Here is a 12037-nt window from a genome sequence, read left to right as displayed (position 1 = left end):
CATCGATAGTGGGCTCCCTCTCCCGCTTGCGGGAGAGGGTTGGGGAGAGGGTGTCTCCACGTCGGGATTGCCGAGAATTGCGGAGGATGCCCCCGTGTGGTGAGAGCCCTCACCCGCCGCGCGGTCCTCGTGTCATCCATATGCGACTGCTGTGAACACCGGATCGGTCGGCTTGATTTCTCGGAGGCCTCAATCCAGACTGCATCCCTGGATTGAAACAACGTGTTGGCACCGCCCCGCGAATGCACAGGCGCCTGCCGATTGAGAGCATGTCATGCGTCCGACCGACATTGCGATCTCGAACTATCGCTCCATTCGGCGGCTCTCCATACCCATCCATCCCTTGTCCGTGTTTGTCGGCGAAAATGGAGTCGGCAAATCCAATCTCTACAAGTCCTTGTCGCTGTTGCGCGACGCGGCGACCGGTCAGATCACCCGCACCATCGCCGATGAAGGCGGATTGAATTCGGTCTGCTGGTCCGGCCTACGCAAACGAGGCGAAGACGGGCGGCTGCGGCTGTCGGCCACATTCGACAGCATGAGCTATTCCATCGAACTCGGATTTCCGAGCCCGCTTCAGGCCGCGTTTTCCGGCGAGCCGATGATCAAGGCCGAAATGATCGAGGCGACTCACGGCAAACGAACCGTCAAGCTGATGGAGCGCATCAATTCGCTCATCAGCGTCCGCGGCGAGAGCGGCGCCTGGAGCAGCCACAAGGATGCGGTGCTGCCGTCAGAGACCGCGCTTGCGGCTTTTTCCGACGGCAAGCAATGCCCGGAGATCGACCTGATCAGAAATGCGATGCTCGGCTGGCGATTCTATCATGACTTCCGCACTGATCCGGCGTCACCGATACGAAAGCCCTGTCTCGCGATCGCAACGCCCTCGCTCAGCGCCGATGGCATCGATCTGGCTGCCACCCTGGCGACTCTCTATGTCATTCGGGAAGATGCCAACGATCTGCAGGACGCGATCCAGGATGCATTCCCCGGCGCCGAACTCCGTGCATGGGAACAAAACGGCAGGTGTGAATTCGATCTGCAATTGCCGGATATGCCGCGGCCGTTCAGGGCTCATGAACTGTCCGATGGGACGCTGAAATACATCTGCCTGCTCGCGGTATTTATGGGCTATCGGCTGCCGCCGTTCATTGCGCTGAACGAACCCGAGACCAGCCTGCATCCGTCGCTGCTGGCGCCGCTGGCCCGGCTCATCGCCAAGGCATCGCGCCGCGCCGACATCTGGATCGTCACCCATTCGGAACAGCTGATGGACGCACTGCGAAGCGAGAGTTCGGTCCCGCTTCGCCGGGTGATCAAGTCGAAAGGCGCCACGGCCATCGAGGGCCTGACCATCGGCGGTAAATATCGCGACGAGGAAGAGGAGGACGAGGACGAGGACGAGGATTCTTGAACGTCGCCGTCGAACTGCTGCGGCCTACTTCCGCAAGATCTTCACCAATTCCCCGTGCACGAATTCATTCCCGCACACGACATTGCCCGTCACCAGCGCATCGCCGGGCGTGTCGATGTCGGTGATCGTGCCGCCCGCTTCGCGCAGCATGATGATGCCCGCCGCGATGTCCCAGGATTGCAGATTGCGTTCCCAATAGCCGTCGAGGCGGCCGGCGGCGACGAAGGCGAGGTCGAGCGAGGCGGCGCCGAAGCGGCGCAGGCCGGCGACGCGCTCCTGCATCGCGGTCATCTCGCGGCGGAATTCCTCGTGGTCGCCGCGGCCGATATGGGGAAGGCCGCAGGCCACCACGCATTCGTTGAGCTGGCGGCGGCCGGCCACGCGCAGGCGTTGGTCGTTGAGGAAGGCGCCCTTGCCACGCTCGGCGATGTAGAGCTCGTCATTGGCGGGATTGTAGATCACGCCGGCGATGATGGTGCCTTCGCGCGAAAGCCCGATCGAGATCGCGAATTGCGGGATGCCGTGCAGGAAGTTGGTGGTGCCGTCGAGCGGATCGACGATCCAGGTGTGGCTCTTGTCGGAGCCCTCGCGCGTGCCGCCTTCCTCGCCGATGAAGCCGTAGCCGGGCCGGGCCTTGGCGAGGTCCTGGTAGAGAATCTCCTCGGCGCGCTTGTCGGCCAGTGAGACGAAGTTGGCCGGCCCCTTCAGCGAGACCTGGAGATGCTCGATCTCGCCGAGATCGCGCTTGAGGCTGCGGCCGGCGCGGCGCGCGGCCTTGACCATGACGTTGATAGTTGCGGAATACAGCATGAGCTTCCGGTCTTGATCGGGGGAAATGGCGCGAAATCGCGCGTGTTTGAGGGATGGGGTGCCCTGCGAGGGGCCTAAGGTCAAGTCATTTGGTCCCGAGCCATTTCCTGGCGGCGGCCTCGGCCTTGGCCCGGTCCTCGGCCGGCAGATCGGACAATTGCTTGTCCAGCTCCGGATCGCCCTTGCCGGCGGTCTTGGCCACCAGGTGCCATTTGAAGCCCTCGACCTTGTCCACGGCCGTGCCCATGCCGTTGATCAGCACCCAGGCCAGCCGGTTCTGCGCGATCGCGCTGCCCTGTCGGGACGCCTTGCGGAGCAGGGCTACGGCCGCCGGCTGGTTCTTCGGCGTGCCGGTGCCGTTGAACAGCGCGATGGCGTATTCGACCTCGGCATCGACATTGTCGGTCAGCGTGGCAACCTGGAGCAGACGCACCGCCCGTTCCAAATCCTTCGGCACGCCGGTGCCTTCCTTGTAGAAGGTCGCGAGCGCGTATTGCGCCTCCGGCAGGCCGGCATCAGCCGCCTGGCGCAGCAGCTCGGCGGAGCGCTTGACGTCCTGCGGCAGGGTCTGGCCGTCGAGATAGAGCAGCGCGAGATTATAGGCAGCCTTGGGCTCGCCGAGCTTGGCGGCGGACGCCATCAGCTTGACCGCCTCGTTTTTGTCGACCGGGCCGCCGCGGCCGGTCATCCTGAGCATGGCGAGCGCGAACATCGCCTCGCGGTCGCCGGCATCAGATGCGCGCTTGTACCATTGCAGCGCCTTGGCGTAGTCGCGCCGGATGCCCATGGCGTTGGAATAGAGCTCACCCAGCATGGTCATTGCCTTGGCATCGCCGGTCTCGGCACGGGCGGTGGCGAGTTCGAAGGCGGTCTTGTACTGGCCGCGCTGATAGGCGCCGTACACCAGATCGACGTTGGGATTGTCGGTCGGAGGCGCCGGAATCACGGTCGCCGCTGGTGCAGGCTTTGGGGACGCTGAAGGTTTGGGGGAGGCTGACGGTTTGGGTGCCGGCGCCGCTTCCTTCTTCTTGGTGATGGTGTGCGGCGTGGCCTTCGGTTTGTCCCTGGTTTTCTCGGCCGAAGGGTTCGGCGTTGCCACGGGCGGCGTGATCTGGAGCTGCGCGGCCGCGGGCCCTGTGAGCAGCAGCGTGGCCAGGATGGTGATGCGCGGGAGCTTCATGTCGGGCACTAGCCGTGCTCTTGACCCGCAGGATTTTGGCCCGCAAGCGCAGTCGCATGGGCCTTCTTGATCGCAGCGTCGATCTCGACCAGCGCGGCCTTGGGTCCGCGCGGATCGGCCCAGATGAAGTCGTCCACCAGCACGAAATCGGCGCCGCTGGCGGCGAATTCGTGGGCCTCTTCCAGCGACATGGCAAAGCCGACGCAGGGTGGCTCGAACAGCTCGGCCCACCAGTCCAGCCGCTCGGCGATCGCTTGCGACGACGGCCGCTGGCCCTTTGCGTCGGGCTCGCCGAACAGCAAATAATCCGCGCCGATCTCGCCCGCATCCATCGAATGGTGCCGCGTCGTCAGCCCGCCGACTCCGGCGATGCGATCGGGCTTGAGCGATGGCAGCGCCTCTTTCAGCGCGGCGATGCCGGGCAGGTGCGCGCCGTCGGCGCCGCCGCGTGCGACGAGCTCAGGATGGCCGTCGACGAGCAGCGCGGCGCCCGCTTTCTGAACCGGCGGCGCGAGCGCCTTGATCCGCGAGATCATGGTGCGCTGATCGGTTTCCTTCAGCCGCAACAGCACGGCCGCCACATCGGCGGCGGCGAGCAGGCCGGGCAGCTCGGCCAGAAGCGAAGCGGGATCGTCGACGACGGGCGTCGCGAGATAAAGGCGCGGCGCCGGGCGCGGCGGAGGAGATTTGTTCGACAAGATCTAGGCCGCTTTCTGTTCCAGGCTGCTTTGCCATTCGCCTTTGGAGGCGAGGCCATTCATGCGCGCGCGGTGACTGAATGCGCTTTGTCCGGCCGCGACGTTCTCGGCCTTGCCGGACCAGGCCTTCTGTGGCGCGGCCTGGAGTGCGCGACCGTAGGAGAAGGTCAGGCCCCAGGGCAGCGGGCCCAGCTTGTGCATGGCGTTGAGATGCGCCGTTGCCTCTTCATCCGACTGGCCGCCGGAGAGGAAGGCGATGCCGGGCACCGCCGCGGGCACGCATGCCCTGAGCAGCCGTATCGTCTTCTCCGCGACCTCCCCGACGGAAGCCTGTTTCTCAGACTTCTTGCCGGGGACTACCATGTTCGGCTTCAGCACCATGCCCTCGAGCGCAACGCGCTGCACGCGCAATTCCTGAAAGGTCTTGTTGAGCACACGGCTCGTCACCTCATAGCAGCGATCGATGTCGTGATCGCCGTCCATCAGCACTTCGGGCTCGACGATCGGCACGATCTGCGCGGCCTGGCACAGCGCCGCGTAGCGCGCCAGCGCGTGGGCGTTGACGCTGATCGCGGTCATCGAGGGAATGCCGCTGCCGATGTCGATCACCGCGCGCCATTTGGCGAAGCGTGCGCCGCGCTCGTAATATTTCTTCAGCCGTTCGGTGAGCTTGTCGAGCCCGACGGTGACGAGCTCTCCCGGGCACATCGGCAGGGGTTGCGTGCCCTCGTCGACCTTGATGCCGGGAATGGCGCCGCTGCTCTCGATCAGCTTGACCAGGGGCGTGCCGTCCTTTGCGTTCTGCCAGATCGTCTCGTCGTAGAGGATGACGCCGGAGATATAGCGGCTCATGGCTTCGTTCGAGCGGAACAGCATCTCGCGATAGTCGCGGCGGTTCTCCTCGGTCGATTCCACGCCGATCGCGTCGAAACGCTTCTTGATGGTGCCGGAGGATTCGTCGGCGGCAAGGATGCCCTTGCCGGGCGCGACCATGGCAGTCGCGATCCTGTTGAGCTCAGTCAGATTCATCGAGATGTCCTCCCAAAACGATTCTGCCCTTGCCGGTGAAAATAGACCGTTCTCGGGCAAATGCCGAGTTAACGTTCGTCGCAGGGTAAGGGGGGAGGGGGCCTGTTACCTCGCCCCGCTTGCGGGGAGAGGTCGGATTTTACGCGCCGCGTAAAATCCGGGTGAGGGGGTACAGGTCTATTGATAGGGCACAACTCGCGGAGCGAGCCCCTCACCCCAACCCTCTCCCCATAAGAACGGGGAGAGGGAGGGATAGATCACGCCACCTTCGGGGCGAGCTCGCCCTTGGCGTAGCGCTTGGCCATCTCGGCCGTGGTCAGCACCTTCTTGATCTTGGAGGCTTGGCCGGCGGTATTGAATTCCTGGAGCCGCTGCTTGCACAGCTTGGTCATCGCTTCCATCGCGGGCTTCAGGTATTTGCGCGGGTCGAACTCTTCCGGATTGTCCTTGAGCACCTTCCGGATCTGGCCGGTCATCGCCATGCGGTTGTCGGTGTCGATGTTGATCTTGCGCACGCCGTTCTTGATGCCGCGCTGGATCTCGGCAACAGGCACGCCCCAGGTCGGCTTCATCTTGCCGCCATAGGCGTTGATGATGTCCTGGAGGTCCTGCGGCACCGACGAGGAGCCGTGCATGACGAGATGCATGTTCGGCAGCTTGCGGTGGATCTCCTCGATCACGTTCATGGCGAGGATGTCACCGTCGGGCTTGCGGGTGAATTTGTAAGCACCGTGAGACGTCCCCATCGCGATCGCGAGCGCGTCGACCTGGGTCTCCTGCACGAACTTCACGGCTTCATCCGGATTGGTCAGGAGCTGGTCGTGGCTCAGCTTGCCCTCGGCGCCGTGGCCGTCTTCCTTGTCGCCCATGCCGGTCTCCAGCGAGCCGAGCACGCCGAGTTCGCCCTCGACCGAGATGCCGCCGAGATGGGCCATGTCGGTCACGGTCTTGGTGACGCCGACATTGTAGCCCCAGTCGCCGGGCGTTTTACCGTCGGCCTTGAGCGAGCCGTCCATCATCACCGAGGTGAAGCCGGCCTGGATCGCGGTCATGCAGGTGGCCGGCTCGTTGCCGTGGTCGAGATGCACGCAGACCGGAATGTGCGGATAAATCTCGGTCACCGCGTCCATCATGTGCTTGAGCATGACGTCGTTGGCGTAGGAGCGCGCACCGCGCGAGGCCTGGATGATGACGGGCGCGTCGACCTGGTTGGCCGCGTCCATGATCGCCAGTGCCTGCTCCATGTTGTTGATGTTGAAGGCCGGGACGCCGTAATCGTTCTCCGCCGCATGGTCGAGCAATTGACGCAACGTGATCCGAGCCATCTGTGTTTTTCTCCCGTTTGGGCCTGCTAGGCCACTGCTTGAAGGCGGCTGACGACTTGCCGACCGATTACTTGGTGCGCAGAACTTCGACGCCGGGCAGGGGCTTGCCTTCCATCCATTCAAGAAATGCGCCACCGGCGGTCGAGACATAGGTGAACTGACCGGCCACATGCGCCTGGTTGAGGGCCGCGACGGTGTCGCCGCCGCCCGCGATCGAGATCAGCTTCTTGGCCTTGGTGCGCTCGGCGGCATGCTTGGCGGCGGACATCGTGCCGCGGTCGAACGGCTGCATTTCGAACGCACCGAGCGGTCCGTTCCAGACCAGCGTCGCCGCATCGTCGATCGCGGCGTGCACACGTGCGATCGATTGCGGACCGACGTCGAGGATCATGCCGTCGGCCGGGATCGCGTCGAGGCCATAGGCGTGCGACGGCGCGTTGGCCGCGAAATGATAGGCGACGGTGGCGTCGACCGGCAGGATGATGGCGCAGTTGGCGGCTTCCGCCTTTTCCATGATGCGCAGCGCGGTCGCGGCGAGATCCTTCTCGGCCAGCGACTTGCCGATGCCGACGCCCTGGGCGTGCAGGAAGGTGTTGGCCATGCCGCCGCCGATCACCAGCGCGTCGACCTTGGTCACGAGGTTTTCGAGCAGGTCGATCTTGGTCGAGACCTTGGCGCCGCCGATGATCGCGATGACGGGCTTGGTCGGTGAGCCCAGCGCCTTCTCCAGCGCGACCAGTTCGGCCTGCATGGTGCGGCCGGCATAGGCGGGCAGCTTGTGGCCGAGGCCTTCGGTCGAGGCATGGGCGCGGTGCGCGGCCGAGAACGCGTCATTGACCCAGATGTCGCCGAGTTTTGCGAGCTCCGCGACAAAGGCGGGATCGTTCTTCTCTTCCTCTTTGTGGAAGCGGGTATTTTCCAGACAGAGAATGTCGCCATCCTTCAAGCCGGCAACGGCCGTGGCCGCGGGCTCGCCGACGCAGTCGTCGGCAAACGCAACCGGCTTCTTCACGACCTTGGCGAGCGCCTCGGCCACGGGCTTGAGCGAGTCCTTGGCATCGCGCCCTTTCGGCCGGCCGAAATGCGCGAGCAGGATGACCTTGCCGCCCTTGTCCGAGATTTCGGTGATGGTCGGCGCGACGCGCTCGAGCCGGGTCGCGTCGCTGACGCGCCCGTTCTCCATGGGCACGTTGAGATCGACGCGCAGCAGCACGCGTTTGCCCTTCACGTCGACGTCGTCGAGGGTGCGGAATTTGTCGGTCATCTCTGGCTCTCTCGTCCCGGGCGCGGGGCAGCGCGAAGCGGTGCGCTGCAGAACCGGGACCCACATGCAGCGAGTCCCGCGGCTGAATGGGTCCCGGCTCTGCGGAGCAGCGCTTCGGCGCTGCACCGCGTCCGGGACACGAGACCTTGCTTAGATCACCTTCGCCATCGCGACGGCGGTGTCCGCCATGCGATTCGAGAAACCCCACTCGTTGTCGTACCAGGACATCACGCGCACCAGCGTGCCGTTCTGCACCTTGGTCTGGTCCATGTGGAACGTCGAGGAGTGCGGGTCGTGGTTGAAGTCGATCGAGACGTTCGGCGCGGTGGTGTAGCCGAGGATGCCCTTGAGCTGCTGCTCGGAGGCACGCTTCATCGCCTCGTTGATTTCCTTCGGATCGGTGGCGCGCTTGGCCACGATCTTGAGGTCGACGACCGAGACGTTCGGGGTCGGCACGCGGATTGCGACGCCGTCGAGCTTGCCCTTCAGCTCCGGCAGCACGAGGCCGATCGCCTTGGCGGCGCCGGTCGAGGTCGGGATCATCGACATCGCAGCCGCGCGGCCGCGATAGAGATCCTTGTGCATGGTGTCGAGCGTCGGCTGGTCGCCGGTGTAGGCGTGGATCGTGGTCATGAAGCCGGTCTCGATGCCGACGAGGTCGTTCAGCACCTTGGCGATCGGCGCAAGACAGTTGGTGGTGCAGGAGCCGTTGGAGACGACCAGATGTTCCCGGGTCAGCGTGTCGTGGTTGACGCCGAAGACGATGGTGGCGTCGGCGCCGTCGGCGGGCGCGGAGACCAGCACGCGCTTGGCGCCGGCGGTCAGATGCGCGGAGGCCTTGTCCTTCGAGGTGAAGATGCCGGTGCATTCCATCGCGATGTCGATGCCGAGATCCTTCCAGGGCAGCTTCGAGGGATCGCGCTCGGCGGTCACCTTGATCTTGTTGCCGCCGAGGCTGATCGTGTCGCCATCGACGGTCACCGTGCCGGGGAAGCGGCCATGAACGCTGTCGAAGCGAAGCAGATGCGCATTGGTCTCGACCGGGCCGAGGTCGTTGATGCCGACGACCTCGATGTCCTTGCGGCCGGACTCGGCAATGGCCCGCAGGATGTTGCGGCCGATGCGGCCAAAACCGTTGATTCCGACGCGGACTGCCATGTTTCGTCTCCTTCAATGACCGTTGTCATCCCGCACAACGCGCTAGCGCGCCTGCGAGGGTTTTTTTAGGGCGGACGCCCGGTTCGGCCGGGCGGGGCTTGATCATATGGGAGTTAGGTAGTCCTTTTTTTCGGCAATCTCAACTCTCAGGAAACGCGTTTCAGAACGGCGTTAACCGCGGCCTCGGCGGTAATGCCAAAGTGCTGGAATACCTTGTTGAGAGGGGCGCTGGCGCCGAAGGAGTGCATGCCGATAAATTCGCCATCCTGGCCGATCACGGCGTCCCAGCCCCAGCGCACGGCGGCCTCGATCGCGACCTTGATGGGGGCGTTGCCGATGATCTCGTCGCGGCGTTCCTTTGGTTGCGCTAGCAGGAGCTCGAGCGAGGGAACCGAAACCACCCGGGTCGGAATGCCGCGCTCGGCGAGCTGCTTCTGGGCGGCCACGGCCATCTCCACTTCGGAGCCCGAGGCGAACAGCGTCGCCTTGGCTTCGCCCTGGGCGGCCACCAGCTCGTAGGCGCCAAACCGGCAGGGACTCTCGTTCGGTGCGGCGGTGCGCAGCTGCGGCAGGTTCTGCCGGGTCAGCGCCAGCACTGTCGGGCCGTCGATGCGGTTGAGCGCGAGCTCCCAGCACTCGGCAACCTCGATGGAATCGCACGGGCGGAACACGCGCATGTTGGGAATGGCGCGCAGCGCCGAGAGATGTTCGACCGGCTGGTGGGTCGGGCCGTCTTCGCCGAGGCCGATGGAATCGTGGGTCATGACATAAACGACCCCGGTCCCCATCAACGCGGCGAGCCGCATCGCCGGCCGTGCATAATCCGTGAACACCAGGAAGGTCGCGCCGTTCGGCGCAAAACCACCGTGCAGGAAGATGCCGTTCATCGCCGCGCACATGCCGTGCTCGCGGATGCCGTAATGGATGAAGCGGCCCTTCGGCGTCTTGGCCGAGAACGCGGTTGCCGATTTCGCCTTGTTGTTGTTGGAGCCGGTGAGGTCGGCCGAGCCCGCCAGAAACTCCATCGGCATCGCGCCGGCAATCACTTCGATCACGGCTTCGGAGGATTTGCGGGTCGCCGCATTCATCGGCTTTTCCAGCAGCTCCTTCTTGTAGCCTTTGAACGCCTTTGCCAGCGCTGCCGGGCGCTCGTGGCGCAGGCGACGCTCGAACTCGGCGCGCTTGCGGCTGCCGAGTTCACCGAGCCTTGCTTCCCATTCCTGTCGTGCCGCCGCGCCACGGCTGCCGGCTGCGCGCCAGGCCTTGAGCACGTCGTCGGGCACCGAGAACGGCTCCAGCGAAATGCCGAGATTTTCCTTGGCGGCCTTGAGCTCGTCGGCGCCGAGCGCTTCGCCGTGGACCTTGTTGGTGCCGGCCTTGTGCGGGGCGCCGAAGCCGATGGTGGTGCGGCAAGCAATCAGCGTGGGCTTGTTTGATTTCTGCGCGCGCGTGATCGCGGCTGCTATCGCGGCCTGGTCGTGGCCGTCGATCTTTTCGGCCGCCCAACCCGCCGACTTGAAGCGCTTCACCTGGTCCACGGAATCGGAGATCGAGGTCGGACCATCGATCGAAATGCCGTTGTCGTCATACAGCACGATCAGCTTGTTGAGCTTCCAGTGCCCGGCCATCGCGATCGCTTCCTGCGACACGCCTTCCATCAAATCGCCGTCGGAAGCGATCACATAGGTGTGGTGATCGACGATCTTCCTGCCGAACTCGGCGGCAAGCATTTTCTCGGCGAGCGCCATGCCGACGGCGGTGGAAATGCCCTGGCCGAGCGGACCGGTGGTGGTCTCGATGCCCTTGGTGTGGCCATGCTCGGGATGTCCTGGTGTCAGCGACCCCAACTGGCGAAAGTCCTTGAGCTGGTCGATCGTCATCTCGGGGCTGCCGATCAGATACAGCAGCGAATAGATCAGCATTGAGCCGTGCCCGGCCGAGAGCACGAAGCGGTCCCGGTCCGGCCAGTCCAGCGCGGCGACGTCGAATTTCAGGAATTGCGTGAACAGCACGGTCGCCATGTCGGCGGCGCCCATCGGCAGGCCCGGATGACCCGATTTCGCCTTCTCGACGCCGTCCATGGCAAGGCCGCGGATCGCATTGGCCATACGGTTGTGATCGACCTGCGTCATGTCTGAAAATCCGTCTGAAATGAGGCGCTTGTGGCTGGATTTGGCCGCGCCGGAAGGAGCCTTTCGGCCGCTGGGGTCGCGGCTGGGATAGCATCTCGGTTCCGGCAGGCCAAGGCAATCAAACGCCGGTTTGGCGGCAAAAGTTGCTTAACGGTGCATAGTTTCGTGGCGGCGTTGCGCTCCGCTAGCTTGCCACGTAAATTTCTGCTTCTAACCGCTTGCCGAACCGAGTCTTTTGCCGGACGGCAAGCTCCAAGGTAAATGCCACCAGATAGGCCACAGGTTCCGCCGCTGACTGCATGAACGATCGCGTATCCAACAGCTCTGCCATGACCGAGTCCTCGGCCGTCGAGATCGAGATCGCGACCCGCAGGCTCATGGCGGCGCTCGACTCGCTCGAAAGCGCGGTGGAGCGGCGGCGCGATGCCGATCGCGACGAGAACGAGCTCGCCGCGCGAATCCAGGCGCTGGGCGCGGACCGCTCGCGCCTTGCCGACGAACTCGACGGCGCGCTGGTGAAGGCGCGCAAGCTCGAGCGCTCCAGCCGCGAGATCTCCGATCGGCTGGATTCCGCGATCGTCACGATACGCTCGGTGCTCGATACCGGAGAGGACGGATGAGCCACATCAACGTCACCATCAACGGCCGGCAGTACCGCATGGCCTGCGAGGAGGGCCAGGAGGTGCGGCTGCTCAAGCTCGCCGAAAGCCTGGAGACGCGGATCCAGTCGCTGCGCGGAAAGTTCGGCGAGATCGGTGATGCCAGGCTCACGGTGATGGCGGCGCTGACCGTCTGCGACGAATTGGTCGACGCCGGCAATCGCATCCGCACCATGGAGCAGGAGCTGACCGAGCTACGGGATTTCCGCAACGCCGCCGTCGAGCGCGCCCGGTTGACCCAGACCGCGGTCGTGAACGCACTGAACTCCGCGGCCGAGCGCATCGAGAAGTCGACCCAGGTCCTGAACCGCACCGTCGGCAACGGGATTGCCATCGGCTGACCGTTCACCGGGCTGGCGATTCGTCAG

12 protein-coding genes are annotated in these 12037 nt (G+C 64.6%); 3 read left to right on the top strand and 9 right to left on the bottom strand.

The features are described from left to right. Positions 1-274 precede the first annotated feature (274 nt). Positions 275-1414 (top strand): AAA family ATPase, encoded by a 1140-nt coding sequence (locus AC0L2J_RS13600; RefSeq protein WP_473390543.1) that lies wholly within the window; start codon positions 275-277, stop codon positions 1412-1414. A gap of 24 nt (positions 1415-1438) precedes the next feature. On the opposite strand, the gene AC0L2J_RS13595 is transcribed toward AC0L2J_RS13600, so the two are convergent. The 9 genes from AC0L2J_RS13595 to AC0L2J_RS13555 all read right to left on the bottom strand — a co-directional run bounded on the left by AC0L2J_RS13595 (position 1439) and on the right by AC0L2J_RS13555 (position 11341). After that, positions 1439-2224, bottom strand: coding sequence for an inositol monophosphatase family protein (locus AC0L2J_RS13595; RefSeq protein ID WP_007605524.1), 786 nt, complete (start codon positions 2222-2224; stop codon positions 1439-1441). Between the two features lie 85 nt (positions 2225-2309). Then, the gene (locus AC0L2J_RS13590; RefSeq protein ID WP_473390539.1) at positions 2310-3404 is read right to left on the bottom strand and encodes a tetratricopeptide repeat protein; all 1095 of its coding nucleotides are present in this window, start codon (positions 3402-3404) and stop codon (positions 2310-2312) included. Positions 3405-3412: 8 nt separating this feature from the next. Further along, a complete protein-coding gene (locus tag AC0L2J_RS13585) occupies positions 3413-4102 on the bottom strand; it encodes a thiamine phosphate synthase (protein ID WP_063994717.1) in 690 nt (229 codons plus the stop codon). 3 nt (positions 4103-4105) lie between these two features. Continuing rightward, positions 4106-5131, bottom strand: a complete 1026-nt coding sequence (locus AC0L2J_RS13580) for a class I fructose-bisphosphate aldolase (RefSeq protein ID WP_473390536.1) — start codon at positions 5129-5131, stop codon at positions 4106-4108. A gap of 257 nt (positions 5132-5388) precedes the next feature. Beyond that, positions 5389-6456 (bottom strand): class II fructose-bisphosphate aldolase, encoded by a 1068-nt coding sequence (fba, locus tag AC0L2J_RS13575; RefSeq protein ID WP_007599942.1) that lies wholly within the window; start codon positions 6454-6456, stop codon positions 5389-5391. Positions 6457-6523: 67 nt separating this feature from the next. Further along, positions 6524-7720, bottom strand: coding sequence for a phosphoglycerate kinase (locus AC0L2J_RS13570; protein ID WP_473390532.1), 1197 nt, complete (start codon positions 7718-7720; stop codon positions 6524-6526). Between the two features lie 150 nt (positions 7721-7870). Then, positions 7871-8878 (bottom strand): type I glyceraldehyde-3-phosphate dehydrogenase, encoded by a 1008-nt coding sequence (gene gap, locus AC0L2J_RS13565; RefSeq protein WP_007599946.1) that lies wholly within the window; start codon positions 8876-8878, stop codon positions 7871-7873. Between the two features lie 146 nt (positions 8879-9024). Beyond that, positions 9025-11010, bottom strand: a complete 1986-nt coding sequence (gene tkt, locus AC0L2J_RS13560) for a transketolase (RefSeq protein WP_007605529.1) — start codon at positions 11008-11010, stop codon at positions 9025-9027. Positions 11011-11194: 184 nt separating this feature from the next. Further along, positions 11195-11341: a hypothetical protein gene (locus AC0L2J_RS13555; protein WP_156526966.1), complete on the bottom strand. Its 147-nt coding sequence runs from the start codon at positions 11339-11341 to the stop codon at positions 11195-11197. Here AC0L2J_RS13555 and AC0L2J_RS13550 point away from each other — a divergent pair. Both AC0L2J_RS13550 and AC0L2J_RS13545 read left to right on the top strand, forming a co-directional pair. Then, positions 11310-11630: a DUF4164 domain-containing protein gene (locus AC0L2J_RS13550; protein ID WP_026232773.1), complete on the top strand. Its 321-nt coding sequence runs from the start codon at positions 11310-11312 to the stop codon at positions 11628-11630. The genes AC0L2J_RS13555 and AC0L2J_RS13550 overlap by 32 nt on opposite strands. Continuing rightward, positions 11627-12010, top strand: a complete 384-nt coding sequence (locus tag AC0L2J_RS13545) for a cell division protein ZapA (protein WP_007599950.1) — start codon at positions 11627-11629, stop codon at positions 12008-12010. Before AC0L2J_RS13550 ends, AC0L2J_RS13545 begins: the two co-directional genes overlap by 4 nt. The last annotated feature ends 27 nt before the right edge of the window (positions 12011-12037 follow it).

This window comes from Bradyrhizobium sp. MV1.5, from assembly GCF_055807615.1.
The sequence above is the reverse complement of the archived record's forward strand: the minus strand, read 5'-3'. Positions and strand labels throughout refer to the sequence as shown.

What these genes read in the sequence shown, in the direction of transcription:
- AC0L2J_RS13555 (WP_156526966.1), bottom strand. Translation starts at nt 11,341, where the DNA reads ATGGCAGAGCTGTTGGATACGCGATCGTTCATGCAGTCAGCGGCGGAA.
- tkt (WP_007605529.1), bottom strand. Translation starts at nt 11,010, where the DNA reads ATGACGCAGGTCGATCACAACCGTATGGCCAATGCGATCCGCGGCCTT.
- AC0L2J_RS13590 (WP_473390539.1), bottom strand. Translation starts at nt 3,404, where the DNA reads ATGAAGCTCCCGCGCATCACCATCCTGGCCACGCTGCTGCTCACAGGG.
- AC0L2J_RS13580 (WP_473390536.1), bottom strand. Translation starts at nt 5,131, where the DNA reads ATGAATCTGACTGAGCTCAACAGGATCGCGACTGCCATGGTCGCGCCC.
- AC0L2J_RS13595 (WP_007605524.1), bottom strand. Translation starts at nt 2,224, where the DNA reads ATGCTGTATTCCGCAACTATCAACGTCATGGTCAAGGCCGCGCGCCGC.
- fba (WP_007599942.1), bottom strand. Translation starts at nt 6,456, where the DNA reads ATGGCTCGGATCACGTTGCGTCAATTGCTCGACCATGCGGCGGAGAAC.
- AC0L2J_RS13550 (WP_026232773.1), top strand. Translation starts at nt 11,310, where the DNA reads ATGAACGATCGCGTATCCAACAGCTCTGCCATGACCGAGTCCTCGGCC.
- gap (WP_007599946.1), bottom strand. Translation starts at nt 8,878, where the DNA reads ATGGCAGTCCGCGTCGGAATCAACGGTTTTGGCCGCATCGGCCGCAAC.
- AC0L2J_RS13600 (WP_473390543.1), top strand. Translation starts at nt 275, where the DNA reads ATGCGTCCGACCGACATTGCGATCTCGAACTATCGCTCCATTCGGCGG.
- AC0L2J_RS13545 (WP_007599950.1), top strand. Translation starts at nt 11,627, where the DNA reads ATGAGCCACATCAACGTCACCATCAACGGCCGGCAGTACCGCATGGCC.
- AC0L2J_RS13570 (WP_473390532.1), bottom strand. Translation starts at nt 7,720, where the DNA reads ATGACCGACAAATTCCGCACCCTCGACGACGTCGACGTGAAGGGCAAA.